A 19,514-nucleotide genomic window follows, 5' to 3' on the forward strand; every position below is an offset into this window, starting at 1 on the left:
GTCTTTCGATAGTTCCTCATCAGGATCACGACGAACGAAACCGACACCCCAAAATGTGCCGCCGCCGCATGCCGTGAGTGGCCAGCCTCGACAAACCGCACAACACGTTCACGCAAATCGAGCGAATAGGGCTTGGGCATGGCAAATCACCTCCGCACGGAAGTGAATCATGAACCCCACCTCACGGGAATCCCTCTCGATTCAATCTGAAAGTCCGATGCTCTAGACGCGCCAGCAAGCCTACGATGACGCGCATTGTTGGCGCCCCCTCACCGCCTCGCTGCGCGAGTGGTACCTCTCCCCCACTTTCGTGGGGGGCGAGGAACGGCGGAAGCGTCGCGATCCTTCCCACCCCCCTCTGCCCTGCCGGGCATCTCCCCCTCAGGTGGGGAGATCAGCAGCTTCGGCGTCGCGCCCAACCGTCTGCCGGAGTGAAGAAAGCGGCAGCGCTAAGCCCTTCGCTATGGCTCAGGGCCTTGAGTCGCTCGAAAAGCCCATTTGGGGGCTTTTCGTTCGCTAACGCGAACCGCCCCTCAAGTCCCCGCGTTATACGCAGCAATCGCCGCCATGTTGACGATATCGCTGTCCTTGGCGTTGAGCGAGACGATCTGCACCGGCTTGTTGAGGCCGACCAGAAGCGGGCCGATGACGGTGGAGCCGCCGAGTTCCTGCAGCATCTTGGTCGAGATGGCGGCGGAGTGGAATGCCGGCATGACCAGGACGTTGGCAGCGCCCGAGAGGCGGCAGAAGGGGTATTGCTGCTGCATCAGGCGGTGGTTGAGGGCGACGTCGGCGGCCATTTCGCCGTCATATTCGAAATCGACGCGGCGCTTGTCGAGGATCTTGACCGCTTCCTGGACACGCTCGGAACGCTCGCCGGGCGGGTTGCCGAAGGTCGAGTAGGCAAGCAGGGCCACGCGCGGCTCGTAGCCCATCTTGCGGGCAAAGTGGGCTGCCTCCTCGGCGATGTCGGCGATCTGCTCGGCGTTGGGCATGTCGTGGACGGCGGTGTCGGCGACAATGACGGTGCGGCCGCGCGCCAGCACGATCGACACGCCGATGACGCGGTGGCCGGGTTTTTCGTCGATGACGCGGCGGACGTCGTCGAGCACTGTCGAGTAGTTGCGGGTGACGCCCGTGACCACGCCGTCGGCATCGCCAAGGGCGACCATGCAGGCGGCGAAGTGGTTGCGGTCGTTGTTGATCAGGCGCTGGCAGTCGCGCAGCAGGTAGCCCTTGCGCTGCATGCGCTCGTAGAGGAAGTCGGCGTAGATGGCGTTGCGGCGCGACAGGCGCGCATTGATGATCTCGAGGCCCGGCTTGTTGAGGTCGATGCCGGCATGCCGGGCGTTTTCCTTGATGACGTCGTCGCGGCCGAGAAGAATGGCGGTGCCGAGCTTCTGGTTGACGTAGGAAACGGCGGCGCGCATCACCTGCTCCTCCTCGCCCTCGGCGAAGACGATGCGCTTGGGCTGGCGCCGGACGCGGTCGTAGATGCGCTGCAAGGTCGACGCGATCGGGTCGCGGCGGGCGGAGAGCTCGTTGGCGTATTTGTCGAGATCGAGGATCGGCCGGCCGGCGACGCCCGATTCCATGGCAGCCTTTGCGACCGCGATCGGGATCGCCGAGATCAGGCGCGGGTCGAACGGCACCGGGATGATGTAGTTGGGGCCGAATTTCGGCCGGTTGCCCTGATAGGCGGCGGCGACGTCGTCGGGCACGTCCTGGCGGGCGAGATCGGCGAGCGCCTGGGCGGCGGCGACCTTCATGGCGTCGTTGATGGTTGTCGCGCGGACATCGAGCGCGCCGCGGAAGATGTAGGGGAAGCCGAGCACGTTGTTGACCTGGTTCGGATAGTCCGAACGGCCGGTCGCCATGATGGCGTCGGTGCGGATCTCGGCGACCTCCTCGGGCGTGATCTCCGGATCGGGATTGGCCATGGCGAAGATGATCGGGTTCTTGGCCATGGACTGGATCATGGCGGGCGTCAGCGCGCCCTTGGCGGAGAGGCCGAAGACGATGTCGGCGCCGTCCATGGCGTCGGCAAGCGTGCGCGCCTCGGTCTTGACGGCGTGCGCCGACTTCCACTGGTTCATGCCTTCGGTGCGGCCCTGGTAGACCACGCCCTTGGTGTCGCACAAGATGACGTTGTCGGGGGTGAAGCCCATCGACTTGATGAGCTCGATGCAGGCGATGCCGGCGGAACCGGCACCATTGCAGACGAGCTTGGCCGTCTTCATGTCGCGGCCGGTGATTTCAAGCGCGTTGATGAGGCCAGCGGCGGCGATGATGGCGGTGCCGTGCTGGTCGTCGTGGAARACSGGGATGTCCATCAGCTCGCGCAGGCGCTGCTCGATGATGAAGCACTCGGGCGCCTTGATGTCTTCGAGGTTGATGCCGCCGAAGGAGGGGCCGAGGTAACGCACGCAGTTGATGAATTCCTCGGCGTCTTCGGTGTCGACCTCGAGGTCGATGGAATCAACGTCGGCGAAGCGCTTGAACAGCACCGCCTTGCCTTCCATGACCGGCTTGGAGGCGAGCGCGCCGAGATTGCCGAGCCCCAGGATCGCGGTGCCGTTGGAGATGACGGCGACCATGTTGCCCCTGGCGGTGTAGTCGTAGGCGCGGGAAGGATCCTCGGCGATGGCTTTGACGGGAACCGCGACCCCGGGCGAATAGGCGAGGCTGAGGTCGCGCTGGGTGGCCATCGGCTTGGTCGGCACGATCTCCAGCTTGCCCGGGCGGCCCATGGCGTGGAATTCGAGCGCCTCCTCGGCAGAAACGGAGGGGCCGGAATTGTCGGTTTTCTTGTTCGAGGCCATGGTGCGAAGCGATCCTACCCTTGAAATATTCTTTTTGTGGAGCGTTTTGGATTAAGGCTACACATCGGCGCTGTAAACCGCCAAGCAGAATAGCAGAATTCCTTTTTTGAAAGCTCAGGCGTGAACGATCGACCGACAATATCAGCGGAAACGCCGGTGCACGCCGCGCCGACGCCGATGATGGAGCAGTATATCGAGATCAAGGCGGCGAATCCGGACTCGCTGCTGTTTTACCGCATGGGCGATTTCTACGAGCTGTTCTTCGACGACGCCGAGAAGGCGTCGCGCGCGCTCGGCATCGTTTTGACCAAGCGCGRCAAGCATCAGGGCCAGGACATCCCGATGTGCGGGGTGYCGATCCATGCGGCCGACGACTATCTGCAAAAGCTGATCGGCCAGGGTTTTCGCGTTGCCGTGTGCGAGCAGATCGAGGACCCGGCGGAAGCCAAGAAGCGCGGCTCGAAATCGGTGGTCAAGCGCGACGTGGTGCGTCTCGTCACGCCGGGCACGATCACCGAAGACAAGCTGCTTGCGCCGCAGGAATCGAGCTTCCTGATGGCGCTGGGGCGGGTCAAGGGGGCGGGCGAAGCGAGCCTCGCGCTCGCCTGGATCGAGATCTCGACGGGTGTGTTTCGCGTTTCGGAGACGACGCCCGACAGGCTCGCCGCCGACATCTTCCGCATCGACCCGCGCGAGCTGATCGTCGCCGAGCCCGCGTTCCATGACGAGGAGCTCAAGCCGACGTTCGACCTGATCGGGCGCATCGTCAACCCGCAGCCGCCTTCCCTGTTCGACTCGACATCGGCGCCGGGACGCATCGCGCGCTTCTACGAGGTGGCGACGCCGGACAGCTTTGGCGCTTTCTCCCGCGCCGAACTTTCGGCGATTTCGGGCGCGATCGCTTATGTCGAAAAGACCCAGAAGGCCGAGCGCCCGCCGCTGGCCCATCCCGAGCGCGAGCAGGAAGGCTCGACGCTGTTCATCGATCCAGCGACGCGGGCCAATCTCGAATTGCTGCGCACGCTTTCGGGCGGCCGCGACGGCTCGCTGTTCCGCGCCATCGACCGCACGGTGACTGGTGGCGGCGCGCGACTGCTCGCCGACCGGCTGATGTCGCCGCTGACCGATCCGGAGGCGATCACCGGCAGGCTCGATGCGGTGTCGTTCTTCCTTTCGGAGACGAGATTGACCGAGGCGCTTCGTTTGAGCCTCAAGGGCGTCGCCGACATGCCGCGCGCGCTGTCGCGCCTCGCGCTCAACCGTGGCGGCCCGCGCGATCTGGGTGCCCTGCGCTCGGGCTTTTCGGCCGCGCGCACCATTGCCGGGTTGTTTGGGACCGCGCCGCTGCCGGTGGATCTGCAAAGGGCAATGGCAGCGATTTCAGCGCTGCCGGCCGACTTCGCCGACCACATCGATGCGGCACTTGGCGAGGAGCTGCCGCTGCTCAAGCGCGACGGCGGCTTTGTCCGCGCGAGCTATCACGCCGAGCTCGACGAGATGCGGGCGCTGCGCGACCAGTCGAGGCGGGTGATCGCCGGCATGGAGCGCGACCTGATCGAGGAGACCGGGATAAGGTCGCTGAAGATCCGCCACAACAACGTGCTCGGCTATTACATCGAGGTGACGGCCAACAACCAGGCGGTACTCAACGGAACCGACGAGGCCAAGGCGCGCTTCATCCACCGCCAGACCATGGCGAGCGCGATGCGCTTCACCACCACCGAACTCGCCGGCCTCGAGACCAAGATCGCCAACGCCGCCGATCGGGCGCTGACCATAGAGCTTGCCGCCTTCGACGCGCTGGTGGCGGAGGCAGTAACGAATGCCGACGCGATTCGTGCCGGGGCCAATGCGTTGTCGGTGCTCGATGTGTCGTCGGCGCTTGCCGTGCTGGCAGCTTCCGAAGCCTGGTGCCGGCCGCAGGTCGACCTGAGCCTCGCCTTCGAGGTCACCGGCGGACGCCATCCCGTCGTCGAACAGTCGCTCAGGCGAACGGCATCTGCGCCCTTCGTTGCCAATGACTGTGACCTGTCGCCGGCCGAGAATGGCCGCAACGGCGCGATCTGGCTGCTGACCGGCCCGAACATGGGGGGTAAGTCGACCTTCCTGCGCCAGAACGCGCTGATTGCCATCCTTGCCCAGATGGGTTCGTTCGTGCCGGCGGAAAGTGCGCATGTCGGCGTCGTCGACCGGCTGTTTTCGCGTGTCGGCGCCTCCGACGATCTGGCGCGGGGGCGCTCGACCTTCATGGTCGAGATGGTCGAGACGGCCGCCATCCTCAACCAGGCGAGCGAACGCTCGCTGGTCATCCTCGACGAGATCGGTCGCGGCACCGCAACCTTCGACGGCCTGTCGATCGCCTGGGCGGCGGTCGAATATCTGCACGAAAAGAACCGCTGCCGCGCGGTTTTCGCCACCCATTTCCATGAGCTGACGGCACTCTCGGGCAAACTCGAACGCCTGCACAATGTGACGATGCGGGTGAAGGAATGGGAAGGCGAAGTGGTGTTCCTGCACGAGGTCGGCAAGGGCGCCGCCGACCGCTCCTACGGCGTGCAGGTGGCCCGTCTCGCCGGCTTGCCCGACGCCGTCGTGGCACGTGCCAAGGAAGTGCTGCACCAGCTTGAAGAGGGCGAAACCTCGGGGAAAGCCAACCGGCTTGTCGACGACCTGCCGCTGTTTTCGGTTGCCGTGAAACGCGAAGCGGCTAAACCCGTCGCCAACGACGCGCTGACCAAGGCGCTGGAAGGGCTGAGCCCCGACGAGATGACGCCGCGCGAGGCACTCGACGCACTTTACAAGCTCAAGGGGCTTTCGGGCCGCTGACCGGCAAACCAGCCGCCGGAGCGGCTGGTTGTTTCGACCAAGACCTGACGATTGCAATGAACCGCTGGCGTCGAGTCCGTTGCTCCGCCCTGGCCCGTGCTAGAAATGCATCGTCAGGCCGAAGATCGGGCCTTGCTGGACGACGTCGAAGACAAAGCCGTCGTTTTCGTAATTGACGCCAAGCGCCCGATACCCCGCGATGGCGGAGAAGCGATCGTTGAAACGATAGCCAAGGGCTGCGGCAACATCCCAGTCGAGGTCCGCGCCGCCGGCTCCGACCAATCCCCATCCCGTAAAGAAGACCTTTGATGTGAAGGAGTAGTCGCCGCGGACGCCGACAAGGCCATCGACCCAGGTCGCGCCGTCGCTTCTCGACCTGCCGCCCAGAATGCCGCCACTGAAAGAAATCTCGGTATCGACCGACCAGACCCGCATGCCGCCGACGATATCGAACCGCCCGGCGTCGCTTTCGAAGACGGAGTAGCCCGCGCCAAGAAAGCCGGCAAAAGTCGTTGATGTCAGATCCACACTGTCCGCAAGGCGTTCTCGCGGAGTGCCGCGGCCGGACGATATCTTCGAATAGATGAGATCGCCAAAGATGCTGAAGGGCCCATTCCGCGCTTCCGCGATCGCCATCGCGGCAAAGTCGAGTTCATCGAGGATATCGCCAAAACTCGCATTGATATGGACTTCAGGCGAGCCAAACTGCGCCGTGTCACCTGAGAGCCCGGCCGCCCAGAAATAAGGCGTAACCGAAAACGTCCACCCCTGCTCGACGATCGGCGTCGCTACCGGACTAACCGGGGAAACAATGTCGGCAGCGACTGCGGGAACGGTGAGAAGGCCACCGAAAACGAGGGTCCAGACAAAACCAGCTTTCATTCCCATCCTCCGGAACGAGCGTTAATGTAATTGGCAACCGTTCCGAAGGGCAGAACCGGTCTTTGGCACGCGGCACCTACTGCTACGATGGTGTCCCCCTGTCCTGCGTTCAGCCTGCACTCTGCCGAACGAAGCACTCCGGGAGATTACACATAGACAGCCGCGTCGTGCGAGAGGGGCACACCCGAATTGCAAGAAGTGATGCTAAATTGCCTCACGCCTGCGCCGAACGTAAACGCCTTCCCAATCGCTCAAAATTGGCGTCTTAGGATGCCTAAAAAATCGCCAAATCATCAGCAAGTCTGGAAGACCCTCGTCCTCGGATGAGGTCACACGACAGGTGACGCCAGTCAAATAGGCCGACGTGGTGATGGTAGGCGAGCGACTTCTGCTTGGAACCATATGATGGCACCTTGCAGACGCACGCGCACTGCGCGAAAATGCAAGTATTAAGCAATGCTGTTCTGGAGGTCGATATGGGAAAACTTTTCGTTGGTGCGGCTGTTTTCTTCACAACTGCCTCAATTGCCTGGGAAGCCAGTGCATCGATCCCAATGGTGAACGCCACCTGCCCGGGCAAGATCGAAGTACACGCCGACAAGGGTGGTCCGATCTACATCAATGGCAAGGAAGGCAAGCTGAAGAAATTCAACAACAACTACTACGAGGCCAAGGGCAGCGGGGTGACGATCTCGCTCAGCATCAACCCGGATGGCTCGGCTGCCGTATCCTATACGGGCAAGGGTGGCGCGAACGGCATCTGCACGGTCAAGGAACACTGAGACACCGCTCGCAGCGCTGCCAGCTGTAACTCAGATCATTTCCAGCGGGCCCTTGCGGGCCGGCGGCGGAAAGAGGCGGTCGAGCTCAGCGAGATCATCAGCAGCAAGGCTGATGTCGCGCGCGGCAGCGTTCTGCCTGACATGATCGAGCCTGGTTGCCTTGGGGATGGCGATGACACCAGACTGCGCCATGACCCAGGCAAGGGCGATCTGCGCCGCAGTGGCATCGTGGCGGGAGGCGATGGCGGCAAGGCCCTTGTTGTTGGCCAATGCGCCCTGTTCGACAGGCGAATAGGCCATGATTGGCACGCCGCCTTCGCGGCACAACGGCATGAGGTCGTACTCGATGCCACGACGCGTCAGATTGTAGAGCACCTGATTGGTCTGGGCGTTCTGGCCCGCATGCAGGCGGCCGATTTCCTCCATGTCGTCGGTATCGAAATTGCTGACGCCCCAGTGGCGGATCTTGCCTGACTGGCGCAGTTCCTCGAACACGGCGATGGTTTCCGACAACGGCACGCCGCCGCGCCAGTGCAGCAGATAGAGGTCGATGCGGTCGGTGTGCAGGCGCTTGAGGCTTGCCTCGCAAGCCCTGACGACGCCGTTACGCGACGCGTTGGACGGCAGCACCTTGGAAACGAGGAAAACCTCGTCTCGACGCCCGGCGATGGCCTCCCCCACCACCTTTTCGGCGCCGCCGCTACCATACATCTCGGCGGTGTCGATCAGCGTCACGCCCAGATCGAGCCCGAGCCTCAGTGCCGCAACCTCGTCGGCTGTGCTGCCTCGCCCATCATCCAGGTGCCCTGGCCGAGCACGGGAACGACCTCGCCGGAAGGAAGTGTCGTTGTTCTGGGAGTCGACGGCATGGCGGGGCTCCGATCCGGTTTGAGCCGTTATCTCACTTCGCCGGGTTCGCGGCCAGCCAGGCTTGCATCTGCTTGATCGCGGCCCCCGGTGGCAGTGCTGTTGGCGACAGGTGCCGCCATATGCGCTGCGATCGGTGGTTTAGGCCGGTGCAGTTTCGAGCAGCACCGCTACCAGCATGCCGGCCGCCATCAGGCCGAGCACAATCTTCCTCATCCAGTTCATCCAAAAGTCCTTTTTCGGTGCCGGGCTTCAGAGCTTTAAGGCCCTGAGCCGCAGCGCGTTGGCAATCACCGACACCGACGACAGACTCATCGCGGCGGCGGCAATCATCGGCGACAGAAGCGTGCCGAGCACCGGATATAGGACGCCGGCGGCCACAGGAACACCCAGGACGTTGTAGATGAAGGCGAAGAACAGGTTCTGCTTGATGTTGCCGATGGTCGCCTGAGCCAGCTTGCGGGCGCGGACAATGCCGCCCAAATCGCCCTTGAGCAGCGTGATGCCGGCACTTTCCATCGCCACGTCAGCACCTGTGCCCATGGCGATGCCGACMTCGGCAGCGGCAAGTGCTGGTGCGTCGTTGACGCCGTCGCCGGCCATGGCGACGCCCTCGCCCTTGGCACGCAGCTCGTCGACCAGCGCCTTCTTGCTCTCCGGCAACATATCGGCGCGGACCTCGTCGATGCCGAGCTTCTGGGCCACCGCCTTGGCGGTGCGCTCGTTGTCGCCGGTCGCCATGATGATCCTAAGGCCGAGACCGTGCAGGGTGCGGATCGCCTCGGCAGCCGTTGCCTTGATCGGATCGGCGACAGCAACGATGCCGGCCGGCTTGCCATCAACGGCGACAAACATCGCGGTCTTGCCATCGCCGCGCAGGGCATCGGCGCTGGCTGCAAGCTCCGCCGTGTCTAGGCCGAGATCGGCCATCATCGCGGCATTGCCGAGCGCGACCTTGCGACCGGAGACGGTGCCTGACACACCCTTGCCGGTGATGGATTCAAAGTCCTTTGCGTCAGGCACGGTCACGCCGCGCCTGGCCGCTCCCTCGACGATGGCTTCGGCGAGGGGGTGCTCGGAGCCCTTTTCGAGGCCAGCGGCGAGCGACAGCAGTTCATCCTCCGCGATGCCCTTGGCGGCGACCACGTCGGTCAACTGAGGCCGGCCCTCGGTCAGCGTGCCGGTCTTGTCGACAATGAGGGTGGTGACCTTGGAGAAACGCTCCAGAGCCTCGGCATCCTTGATCAGCACGCCGGCCTGGGCGCCACGCCCGGTGGCGGTCATCACCGACATCGGGGTGGCAAGGCCAAGCGCACAGGGACAGGCGATGATCAGCACCGACACGGCAGAGACGATAGCGAAAACCATGCTCGGCTCGGGGCCGAACATCGCCCAGACGATGAACGAAACGATAGCGATCAGCACCACCGTCGGCACGAAATAGAAAGAGACGCGGTCGGCGAGGCCCTGGATCGGCGCGCGGCTGCGCTGGGCCTTGGCGACCATCTCGACGATCTGCGACAGCACCGTGTCGGCGCCGACCTTGTCGGCGCGCATGATCAGCGAACCGTTCTTGTTGAGCGTGCCGCCGGTCAGCCTTTCGCCTTCGACCTTTTCGACCGGGACCGGTTCGCCCGATATCATCGATTCGTTGACCGAAGATCGGCCTTCGAGAACGATGCCGTCGACGGGGATCGCATCGCCGGGGCGGATGCGCAGGCGATCGCCGCTGACGACTTCTTCCAGCGGCACTTCGCTTTCAGAACCGTCATCGGCGATACGCCGCGCCGTCTTGGGAGCGAGATCGAGCAGAGCGCGGATGGCCGAACCGGTGCGCTCGCGGGCGCGCAACTCCAGAACCTGGCCGAGGAAGACCAATGCGATGATGACTGCCGCCGCCTCGAAATAGACCGGCACCGAGCCGCCATGGCCGCGGAACTGATGCGGGAACAGATCGGGGAAGAGCGTGGCGACAACGCTGTAGATGTAGGCAGCGCCGACACCGAGCGAGATCAGCGTCCACATGTTGGGACTGCGGTTGAGAACCGAGTCCCAACCGCGATGAAAGAAGGGCAGCGCCGCCCACAGCACCACAGGTGTTGCGAGCACAAGTTCGAGCCAGGCGGCAGTTCTCTCGCCGATCCAGTCGCGAACCGGCAGGCCGAGCATCGGCCCCATGGCGATAATCAAGAGCGGGATCGACATGACCGCGCTGACCCAGAAGCGGCGGGTGAAATCGACGAGTTCGGGGCTTGGGCCCTCGTCGCCGGTCGGCATGACAGGTTCCAGCGCCATGCCGCAGATCGGGCACGAGCCGGGTTTGTCGCGGATGATCTCGGGATGCATCGGGCAGGTGTATTGCGCGGCTTTGGGCGCGGGTGCCACGGCCGGCTTGCCGCTCAGATACTTGGCCGGCTCGGCAGTGAATTTGCCCTCGCAGTTCGAGGAGCAGAAATAGTAGCCTGCGCCCTCGTGCTTGAGGAAATGTCTGGCGCTGTCGCGGGCGACGTCCATGCCGCAGACCGGATCGGCGGCGCTGATGTATTTTTCCGGCTCCTTGGCGAATTTGTCGCGGCAAGACGCGCTGCAGAAATGAAACAGATGGCCCTTATGTTCGAGCGTCGGCTTGCCGGCGGCCGGGTCGACGATCATGCCGCAAACAGGATCGCGAACGACTGTTTCCGCCGTGGCGGACGTCTTTGCCGGGTGATGATGGTGGGCGTGCTCATCGTTCATTGGTAAAATTCCACGCTGCTCGGACGAATCAGAATACAGGTTCCAGTACGTGGAAGGTCAATGCGAACCGCCTCCGGCAGATGCAGCACTTCTCAGCGCCATACCCATGGCAAAAAATTCGCGCTATAGACGCCGCCACAAGGGCAAGGCCAGCCGAGGCAGATGACGAAAATCCCGCTCAAGCTCGAACAGCTGATCGACGCTGACGAACTGCGCCGCCATCTGACGGCGTTGACCAGCGCCACGGGTGGCGAYGGCGCCGATCCGGCCCTTCGCGCCAAGGCCTTGCTGCTGTTCAAGGAAAAGATCGCCGCAGGCAAGAACGTCGCCGAAAAGATGCTGATGGACGACAGCAGCGGCACCGCCTGCGCGACGCGCATCTCGCACCTGATGGATGAGATCATCCGCGTCCTCTACGATTTCGCCGTCACCCATGTTTACCGGGCCAAGAACCCGTCTTCGGCCGAACGCATGGCGGTGGTGGCCGTCGGCGGCTATGGCCGTGGCACGCTTGCGCCGGGGTCCGACATCGACCTGCTGTTTTTGCTGCCCTACAAGCAGACGCCGTGGGGCGAGCAGATCGTCGAATACATGCTCTACATGCTGTGGGACATGGGGCTGAAGGTCGGCCACGCCACCCGCAATATCGACGAGTGCCTCAGGCTTGCGCGCGGCGACATCACCATCCGCACGGCGATCCTCGAGGCGCGTTTCCTTTGGGGCGAAGAACCGCTCTGCAACGAGCTGATCGAGCGCTTCGACCGTGAGCTGGTGAAGGATACCGGTGCCGAATTTGTCCAGGCCAAGCTCGCCGAGCGCGACGCCCGCCACGCCAAGGCAGGCGAGAGCCGCTACCTTGTCGAGCCGAACATCAAGGACGGCAAGGGCGGCCTGCGCGACCTGCACACGCTGTTTTGGATCGGCAAATATTACTACCGCGTGCGCACCGGCGCCGAGCTGATCGACAAGGGCGTGTTTACCGAAGGCGAATATGGCCAGTTCGTCGAGGCCGAGGATTTCTTGTGGGCGGTGCGCTGCCACATGCATTTTTTGACCGGCAAGCCGGAAGAGCGGCTGCATTTCGACATCCAGCGCGAGATCGCCGAGCGGCTGGGCTACACCAACCAGCCGGGGCTCTCGGCGGTCGAACGTTTCATGAAGGACTACTTCCTCGTCGCCAAGGAAGTCGGCGACCTGACTCGCATCTTCTGCGCCGCGCTCGAAGAAGAGCAGGTCAAGGACGTGCCCGGCTTCAACCGGTTCCTGCAGGGCTTTTCACGGCGCCGGCGCAAGCTTGCCGGCACCAGCGACTTCATCATCGACAACCATCGCATCACCGTCGCCGACGACAAGGTGTTCGAACGCGATCCGGTCAACATGGTGCGTTTCTTCTGGTTCGCCGACAGGCACGGGCTGGAGCTGCATCCCAACGCACTGAAGCTTCTGACCCGCTCGCTCGGGCTTGTCGATCGCGGCCTCAGGCGCAATGCCGAGGCCAACCGGCTGTTCCTCGACGTGCTGACCTCGGATCGCAACCCCGAGCTCAACCTCAGGCGGATGAACGAAGCGGGGCTGCTTGGGCGGCTGATCCCCGATTTCGGCAAGATCGTCGCGATGATGCAGTTTTCGATGTACCACCACTATACGGTGGACGAGCATCTGCTGCGCTGCATCGGCGTCTTGTCGGAGATCGAGCATGGCGACGGCRCCAAGATCCACCCGCTCAGCCACTCGCTGATCGGCGGCATCAAGAAGCAGCGCGAGGCGCTTTATGTCGCGGTGCTTTTGCACGACATCGCCAAGGGCCGGCCGGAGGACCATTCCGAAGCCGGCGCCAAGATCGCGCGGCGGGTCTGCCCGCATATGGGCCTGTCACCCACCGATACCGAGACGGTTGCCTGGCTGGTCGAGAACCATCTGGTCATGTCGATGACGGCGCAGACGCGCGACCTCAATGACCGCAAGACGATCGACGATTTCGCAACCGTGGTGCAATCGGTCGAGCGGCTAAAATTGCTGCTGATCCTGACCGTGTGCGACATTCGCGGCGTTGGTCCCGGCGTGTGGAACGGCTGGAAGGGCCAGCTTTTGCGCACGCTCTATTACGAAACCGAGCTTTTTCTGACCGGCGGCTTTTCCGAATTGTCGCGGGCCGAGCGCACGGCTGCGGCGCGCGAGACGTTGGCGACAGCACTTGCCGACTGGCCCGACGAGCTGCGCCAGAAATACGTCAAGCTGCACTATGACGCCTATCTGCTGACTGTCGATTTCGAAGACCAGAAACGCCACGCCGAATTCATCCGCGCCGCCGACGAGGCCGGCAAGCAGCTGTCGACCATGGTGCGGACACGCGAATTCGAAGCGGTGACCGAGATCACCGTGCTGGCGCAGGACCATCCCCGCCTGCTGTCGGTGATCGCGGGTGCCTGTGCTGCCGCTGGCGGCAACATCGTCGACGCGCAGATCTTCACCACCGCCGACGGGCGTGCGCTCGACATCATCCTGATCAGCCGCGAATTCGACCGCGACGAGGACGAGCGCAGGCGCGCCGAGCGTGTTGGCCAGCTGATCGAGGACGTGCTGTCGGGCCGGGCCTGGCTGCCGGAGATGATCGCCAAGCGCGCCAAGCCCAAGCGCGGCCAAAAGACCTTCCGCATCCAGCCGCGCGCCGAGATCCGCAACACCTTGTCGAACCGATTTTCGGTGATCGAGGTCGAGGGTCTCGACCGTCCCGGCTTCCTGTCGGAAATCACCGGCGCGCTGTCGGACCTTTCGCTCGATATCGCCTCGGCGCACATCACCACTTTTGGCGAAAAGGTCATCGACACTTTCTACGTCACCGACCTGACCGGCCAGAAGATCGAAAACCCGACCCGGCTCGAAAACATCCGCACAAGGCTGATCGCCACGCTCGATGGTCCCGCCGAGCGTATCAAGGCCAAGGCGGCAGCAGCCGAATGATGACGGCCATTGTCCCGCCCAAATCCGCAAGGCATCGTCGCACCCCATGTCACTGATCAAGAAATTCGCGACCGTTGCGTCGGGCACGCTGATGAGCCGCGTGCTGGGTTTTGCCCGCGAGATGCTGATGGCGGCAGCGCTCGGCACCGGGCCGGTGGCCGACGCCTTTTATGCCGCGTTCCAGTTTCCCAACACCTTCCGTAGGCTGTTTGCCGAAGGCGCGTTCAACGCGGCCTTCGTGCCTTTGTTCGCCAAGGAGATCGAGGCCAACGGCGTCGAGGGCGCCAAGCGCTTTTCGGAGGAAGTGTTCGGCGTTCTATTCTCGGCACTTCTGGTGCTGACAATCGCCATGGAACTGGCGATGCCGCTGATCGTGCGTTTCATCGTGGCCCCAGGTTTCATCGACAACCCGGAGAAATACGACCTGACGGTTGCACTGGCGACCATCATGTTCCCTTATCTGATCTGCATGTCGCTGGCGGCGATGATGAGCGGCATGCTGAATTCGCTGCGCCGCTATTTCGCGGCGGCGATCGCGCCGGTGTTCCTCAACATCATCCTTGTCGGCGTGCTGGCCAATGCCTGGTATCGCGGCCATGACGGGCTGGCGGTGGGCTATGCGCTTGCCTGGGGCGTGCTGGCGGCCGGGCTCGTGCAACTCGTCATCGTGTGGATCGCCGTGCGCCATGCCGGCATTGCCATCGGCTTCCGCAGGCCCAAGCTGACGCCGAACGTCAAGCGTCTTCTGTGGCTCGCGCTGCCGGCGGCGATCACCGGCGGCATCACCCAGATCAACACGCTGATCGGCACGGCCATCGCCTCGGGTCAGGAAAGTGCCGTGTCCTCGCTCAACCTCGCCGACCGGGTCTACCAGCTGCCGCTGGGCGTTGTCGGCGTGGCTGTCGCCATCGTCTTGTTGCCGGAACTGTCGCGGGCGCTGAAATCGGGCAATCTCATCGAAGCCGCCAATCTGCAGAACCGCTCGGTCGAGTTCACCTTGTTCCTGACGCTGCCGGCGGCGGCAGCACTGCTGGTCATCTCCGAACCGATCGTGCGCGTGCTCTACGAGCGCGGCGCGTTCGCCGCTTCCAACAGCACACCAGTGGTGTCGGCGATCCTTGCCATATTCGGCCTTGGCCTGCCGGCCTTCGTGCTGATCAAGGCGTTCACGCCGGGCTTCTTCGCCCGAGAGGACACGCGCACCCCGATGTATTTCGCTGCCATATCCGTGGCGGTCAATATTTCGGTAGCGCTGACGCTATTCCCCTCCTGGGGCGCGCCCGGCATTGCCGCGGCCTCCGCGGTCGCCGGCTGGGTCAATGCAGCGATGCTGCTGGGAACCTTGATCTGGCGCGGACAGTGGGACCGCGACGCCGCCCTGTTGAAGCGCATCCCGCGCCTCATCATCGCCGCCGCCGTGATGGCCGCAGGCCTGTGGTTCGCCGCCCGCGAGGCCGATCAATGGCTCGGTTCGGCGGCACCTTTCTACACCCAGGCCGCAGCGCTGGCCGTTTTGGTGACCGGTGCGATGATCGTCTATTTCGGCATAGCCTTCGGCATCGGCGGCGCCGACACAGGCATGATCAGGCGCAACATCAGGCGCGGGCGCGAAAGTCCTGCCGCCACGGCTGTCGAGCCTGAGTGAAATTGGTCTTTGCAATCATTGCTGCGGGTTGCCCGCGCCGTACCGGACGCTTGTAGGTCAAGCGGACAGGAAGAAGCGCGTGGCTGGAGAGAGGCTGTAGCTGGCCACCGCTGCAGGATTGCCTGACCGAGGATTTGGAACGAACTGCGGCTGCCTGTTCAGGCGGCACGAGGCGTAATCTTCTCTAGTTCGTCACCGAGCGTGCGCTTGCGTTCAAGCAACTCGAAATCCATCTGGAGGCCGAGAAAGAAGCCCTCGGATACTCCGAAATAGCGAGCAAGCCGCAGGTCCGTGTCTGCTGTAATAGCGCGCCTGCCGAGCACGATCTCATTGATGCGGCGCGGGGCCACACTGATCGCACGCGCCAAGGCGTTCTGACTCAAGCCGAGGGGCGTCATGAACTCGGCGGCCAGAATCTCGCCGGCGTGCGGGTTGTGGAGTTCTTCAGTGATAGTCTGCGATTTCGACATCGGTTGCCGCTCCTTCGGACCAGCGGAAACAGACACGCCACTGGTCGTTGATCCTGATCGAGAATTGCCCTTTTCGGGTTCCCTTCAACGCCTCCAGCCGATTGCCGGGCGGAACCTTCAGGTCGTCAAGCTTGCGCGCACTGTTGAGCATACGCAGTTTGACCAGACATTTGTCCTGAATGTCGGAGGGCAACCTCTGGCTTCGCTGGCCATGCCAAATTCGCTCTGTTTCGGCATCGGCAAAGCTCAATATCATTCGCCTTTATAACGCATAACGTTATACGCATCAACGCCCCCTCTTGATCGGGCCAACGCCATCGTTCATAAGCGCCTCTCGAATTTCGCCGCGCGCGAAACGGCCCTCCACAAGCCACGGGATCAATCATGACCGCCTTCAAACCGCTCATCTTCTCCGGCGTCCAGCCAACCGGAAATCTCCACCTCGGCAACTATCTCGGCGCCATCCGCAAGTTCGTCGCCCTGCAGGAAACCAACGAGTGCATCTATTGCGTCGTTGACCTGCACTCGCTGACCGCCCAGCTCGTCCATGACGATCTTCAGGGACAGACGCGCTCGATCACCGCGGCCTTCCTGGCCGCCGGCATCGATCCCACCAAACACATCGTCTTCAACCAGGCGCGCGTGCTGCAGCATGCCGAGCTGGCATGGATCTTCAATTGCGTGGCGCGCATCGGCTGGATGAACCGSATGACGCAGTTCAAGGACAAGGCCGGCAAGGACCGCGAGAACGCTTCGCTGGGTCTGCTCGCCTATCCGAGCCTGATGGCGGCCGACATCCTTGTCTACCGCGCCACCCATGTGCCGGTCGGCGACGACCAGAAGCAGCAYCTGGARCTGRCSMRCGACATCGCSCAGAAGTTCAACAACGATTTTTCCGCCCGTATCGCCGATCTCGGTATCGGCGTGGAGATGCAGGTGGGCGAAGAGACGGTCAACGGCTACTTCCCGATCACCGAGCCGATCATCGGCGGGCCGGCGGCGCGCATCATGTCGCTGCGCGACGGTTCAAAGAAGATGTCGAAGTCGGATCCCTCCGACCTGTCGCGCATCAACCTGACCGACGACGCCGACACGATCTCGAAGAAGATCCGCAAGGCCAAGACCGATCCGGCGCCACTGCCGAGCGAGCTCGAAGGCCTTAAGGAACGTCCCGAGGCGGAAAACCTCGTCGGCATCTATGCCGGCCTGGCCGACATCTCCAAGGAAGAAGTGCTGCGCCAGTTTGCCGGTCAGCAGTTTTCGGTGTTCAAGCCCGCCCTCGCCGACCTCGCGGTCGACAAGCTCGCGCCGATTGCCGGCGAGATGCGCCGCCTGATGGCCGATCCCGGCCATATCGATGCCGTACTGCGTGACGGCGCCGACCGCGCGCGCGTCATCGCCGAACGCACCATGAAGGATGTGCGCAACATCATCGGCCTGCTCGGCGACTGAAAAAGACACCGGCGCAGGCTGCTTGCGGGCAGCTCGCGCCGGTGGCAGATTGCTAGCCAAAATAGCGCGCGGATCMGGGTAGGAAATGGTCTCCAAACGTCTCAGCAAGGAAGCCGGTCACCGGCGCAAGTTCCTGGCGATCATCGACGACACGCCCGAATGCGAACGCGCAGTCGCCTATGCCTCCAAGCGCGCCAAGAGCACAAGCGGCGTCCTGGTTCTGCTTTACGTCATCGAGCCCGACGACTTCCAGCATTGGCTGGGCGTAGAGAAGATCATGCGCGAGGAAGCGACGGCGGCTGCCAACGGAGCGCTCGACACCCATGCGGCAAAAGTGCGCGAGACGCTGGGGATCGAGCCGGAACTGGTGGTGCGCGAAGGCCGCCCCGCAGACGAGATMCACAAGCTGATTGAAGATGACCAGGATATCGCTATCCTGGTGCTGGCGGCCGGTGCTGGCAAGGAAGGCCCTGGGCCATTGGTCGCCTCGATCGCCGGCAAGGGTGCCGCCTTCCCGATCCCGGTGACGGTAGTGCCGCAGAACCTGTCGGACGAAGAGATCGACAGCCTGGCCTGACGAGCAGGCGCAACATATTGGCGCGGAGGCGCGCCAGCGGCTTGAATGTCGGCCGTGTAAAGCCTAATTAGAACTATTCCAAACTGAGAACCCGCGCGCGCGGGCACGGAGACACGGCCATGTTCATCCAGACCGAAGCGACCCCCAATCCGGCGACGCTGAAGTTCCTGCCGGGCAAGGAAGTCCTGCTCGAAGGCACGGCCGATTTCCGCGATGCCGACAGCGCACGTGCCGCGTCCCCGCTTGCCGGCCGGCTGTTCGACATTCCCGGCGTCACCGGCGTCTTCTTCGGCTACGACTTCATCACCGTTTCCAAGGACGGTCCCGACTGGCAGCACCTGAAGCCGGCGATCCTGGGCTCGATCATGGAACACTTCATGTCGGGCGCGCCCGTCATGGCCGGCCAGGCTGCCGGTGGTGGTGGCCATCACGACGACCAGAATGAATTCTTCGACCAGGCCGACGCCGAGATCGTGGTGACGATCAAGGAACTGCTCGACACGCGCGTGCGCCCGGCCGTTGCCCAGGACGGCGGCGACATCACTTTCCGTGGCTACGAAAACGGAACCGTGTTCCTGCACATGAAGGGCGCCTGCGCCGGCTGCCCGTCGTCGACGGCGACGCTCAAGCACGGCATCCAGAACCTGCTGCGCCACTTCGTGCCCGAGGTTCAGCAGGTCGAACAGGTCTGAGGCTGCCCGACAATTCTACTGCGGGACGAATGCCCAACAGGGTCTCGGTGAGAACGCCAAATAACAAAAAACCGGGCCAAAGTGCCCGGTTTTTCGTTTGCGACGTCCGTGTTGCCTGGACGGTTCGCGCTTATTTCACGATGACCTTGGCGCCGACTTCGACGCGGTTGTAGAGGTCGATGATGTCCTGGTTCATCAAGCGGATACAGCCCGACGACATCGCCTTGCCGATGGAGTTCCACTCGGGCGTGCCGTGCAGCCGGTAGCCGGAATCGCCGCCCTTGTTAAAGAGATAAAGCGCGCGCGCGCCGAGCGGGTTCTTCAGGCCGGGCTCCATGCCACGGGCATATTTGGCGAGCTCGGGCTGGCGCTGGATCATCTCGCCAGGAGGCGTCCAGGTCGGCCATTCACGCTTGAGCGCGATGCGGGCGGTGCCCTGCCACTCGAAACCTTCGCGGCCGACGCCGATGCCGTAGCGCATCGCCTTGCCGTCCGGTTCGACGAGATAGAGGAACTTCTCACCGGTATCGATGACGATCGTGCCCGGCTTCTGGTCGGTCTCGTAGCGCACCAGCTGACGGTGATACTTGCTCGGGACCTTGTTGATCGGAATGGTCGGCAACTGATAGCCGGCATCCGTGCGCCCGCCATAGTCGTTGGAAAACATGCGCGAAACGCCGTCCGTCGAGCAGCCCGCGAGCGCTGTAGTGAGCGCCAGGGCGGCGACAATGGCAAACGACTTCAATCGCATATGCTGTTCCCAAGCTGGTGCGGCGTCCGGGCCGATTCGGCCTCATTTTTG

Annotated in this window: 14 protein-coding genes and 1 pseudogene; 7 read left to right on the forward strand and 8 right to left on the reverse strand. The window is 63.3% G+C overall.

Going from position 1 to position 19,514, the window contains the following annotated elements; genetic code table 11:
* Positions 1-140 (reverse strand): helix-turn-helix domain-containing protein (locus AC1DWF_RS01820; RefSeq protein ID WP_476841419.1); only part of this gene is annotated, 140 nt, incomplete at its 3' end.
* Between the two features lie 393 nt (positions 141-533).
* Positions 534-2,822, reverse strand: coding sequence for an NADP-dependent malic enzyme (locus tag AC1DWF_RS01825; protein WP_476804372.1), 2,289 nt, complete (start codon positions 2,820-2,822; stop codon positions 534-536).
* Between the two features lie 177 nt (positions 2,823-2,999).
* Between AC1DWF_RS01825 and mutS the strand changes: the two genes are divergently transcribed.
* Positions 3,000-5,648 carry a DNA mismatch repair protein MutS gene (gene mutS / locus AC1DWF_RS01830; protein ID WP_476841420.1) on the forward strand — a complete coding sequence of 883 codons (2,649 nt, stop codon included), beginning with the start codon at positions 3,000-3,002 and terminating at the stop codon, positions 5,646-5,648.
* A 99-nt stretch (positions 5,649-5,747) separates the two neighbouring features.
* On the opposite strand, the gene AC1DWF_RS01835 is transcribed toward mutS, so the two are convergent.
* Entirely contained in the window at positions 5,748-6,530 is a 783-nt protein-coding gene (locus AC1DWF_RS01835; RefSeq protein WP_476782429.1) for a hypothetical protein, read from the reverse strand.
* 476 nt (positions 6,531-7,006) lie between these two features.
* Here AC1DWF_RS01835 and AC1DWF_RS01840 point away from each other — a divergent pair, with 476 nt between their 5' ends.
* Positions 7,007-7,312: a hypothetical protein gene (locus AC1DWF_RS01840; RefSeq protein WP_476782430.1), complete on the forward strand. Its 306-nt coding sequence runs from the start codon at positions 7,007-7,009 to the stop codon at positions 7,310-7,312.
* A 30-nt stretch (positions 7,313-7,342) separates the two neighbouring features.
* Here the strand turns inward: AC1DWF_RS01840 and AC1DWF_RS01845 are convergent.
* Together AC1DWF_RS01845 and AC1DWF_RS01850 are read right to left on the reverse strand one after the other, a co-directional pair.
* Positions 7,343-8,181: pseudogene (locus AC1DWF_RS01845) on the reverse strand (aldo/keto reductase).
* Between the two features lie 250 nt (positions 8,182-8,431).
* Positions 8,432-10,915 carry a heavy metal translocating P-type ATPase gene (locus tag AC1DWF_RS01850; RefSeq protein ID WP_476841401.1) on the reverse strand — a complete coding sequence of 828 codons (2,484 nt, stop codon included), beginning with the start codon at positions 10,913-10,915 and terminating at the stop codon, positions 8,432-8,434.
* A 162-nt stretch (positions 10,916-11,077) separates the two neighbouring features.
* On the opposite strand from AC1DWF_RS01850, the gene AC1DWF_RS01855 reads away from it, so the two are divergent.
* Both AC1DWF_RS01855 and murJ read left to right on the forward strand, forming a co-directional pair.
* Positions 11,078-13,876: a [protein-PII] uridylyltransferase gene (locus AC1DWF_RS01855; RefSeq protein WP_476841402.1), complete on the forward strand. Its 2,799-nt coding sequence runs from the start codon at positions 11,078-11,080 to the stop codon at positions 13,874-13,876.
* A gap of 46 nt (positions 13,877-13,922) precedes the next feature.
* A complete protein-coding gene (murJ, locus tag AC1DWF_RS01860; RefSeq protein WP_476788809.1) occupies positions 13,923-15,521 on the forward strand; it encodes a murein biosynthesis integral membrane protein MurJ in 1,599 nt (532 codons plus the stop codon).
* Between the two features lie 158 nt (positions 15,522-15,679).
* On the opposite strand, the gene AC1DWF_RS01865 is transcribed toward murJ, so the two are convergent.
* Together AC1DWF_RS01865 and AC1DWF_RS01870 are read right to left on the reverse strand one after the other, a co-directional pair.
* A complete protein-coding gene (locus AC1DWF_RS01865) occupies positions 15,680-15,991 on the reverse strand; it encodes a HigA family addiction module antitoxin (RefSeq protein WP_476782434.1) in 312 nt (103 codons plus the stop codon).
* On the reverse strand, positions 15,966-16,247 hold the full coding sequence (locus AC1DWF_RS01870; protein WP_476782435.1) for a type II toxin-antitoxin system RelE/ParE family toxin: 282 nt from the start codon (positions 16,245-16,247) through the stop codon (positions 15,966-15,968). Before AC1DWF_RS01870 ends, AC1DWF_RS01865 begins: the two co-directional genes overlap by 26 nt.
* A gap of 128 nt (positions 16,248-16,375) precedes the next feature.
* Here AC1DWF_RS01870 and trpS point away from each other — a divergent pair, with 128 nt between their 5' ends.
* The 3 genes from trpS (at position 16,376) to AC1DWF_RS01885 (ending at position 18,712) form a co-directional block, all read left to right on the forward strand.
* Positions 16,376-17,443: a tryptophan--tRNA ligase gene (gene trpS, locus AC1DWF_RS01875; RefSeq protein WP_476841403.1), complete on the forward strand. Its 1,068-nt coding sequence runs from the start codon at positions 16,376-16,378 to the stop codon at positions 17,441-17,443.
* A gap of 85 nt (positions 17,444-17,528) precedes the next feature.
* On the forward strand, positions 17,529-18,020 hold the full coding sequence (locus AC1DWF_RS01880) for a universal stress protein (protein ID WP_476782437.1): 492 nt from the start codon (positions 17,529-17,531) through the stop codon (positions 18,018-18,020).
* Positions 18,021-18,139: 119 nt separating this feature from the next.
* A complete protein-coding gene (locus AC1DWF_RS01885; RefSeq protein ID WP_109578126.1) occupies positions 18,140-18,712 on the forward strand; it encodes a NifU family protein in 573 nt (190 codons plus the stop codon).
* 130 nt (positions 18,713-18,842) lie between these two features.
* Here the strand turns inward: AC1DWF_RS01885 and AC1DWF_RS01890 are convergent, their stop codons facing one another.
* Positions 18,843-19,463, reverse strand: coding sequence for a L,D-transpeptidase (locus tag AC1DWF_RS01890; protein WP_476782928.1), 621 nt, complete (start codon positions 19,461-19,463; stop codon positions 18,843-18,845).
* Positions 19,464-19,514 lie beyond the last annotated feature (51 nt).

The organism is Aminobacter sp. P4_D5 (genome assembly GCF_056401815.1).

Bases quoted from the DNA above. Each gene is read 5' to 3' on its own strand.
- murJ (WP_476788809.1), top strand. From the start codon at position 13,923: ATGTCACTGATCAAGAAATTCGCGACCGTTGCGTCGGGCACGCTGATG.
- AC1DWF_RS01885 (WP_109578126.1), top strand. From the start codon at position 18,140: ATGTTCATCCAGACCGAAGCGACCCCCAATCCGGCGACGCTGAAGTTC.
- AC1DWF_RS01835 (WP_476782429.1), bottom strand. From the start codon at position 6,530: ATGAAAGCTGGTTTTGTCTGGACCCTCGTTTTCGGTGGCCTTCTCACC.
- AC1DWF_RS01870 (WP_476782435.1), bottom strand. From the start codon at position 16,247: ATGATATTGAGCTTTGCCGATGCCGAAACAGAGCGAATTTGGCATGGC.
- AC1DWF_RS01840 (WP_476782430.1), top strand. From the start codon at position 7,007: ATGGGAAAACTTTTCGTTGGTGCGGCTGTTTTCTTCACAACTGCCTCA.
- AC1DWF_RS01890 (WP_476782928.1), bottom strand. From the start codon at position 19,463: ATGCGATTGAAGTCGTTTGCCATTGTCGCCGCCCTGGCGCTCACTACA.
- AC1DWF_RS01865 (WP_476782434.1), bottom strand. From the start codon at position 15,991: ATGTCGAAATCGCAGACTATCACTGAAGAACTCCACAACCCGCACGCC.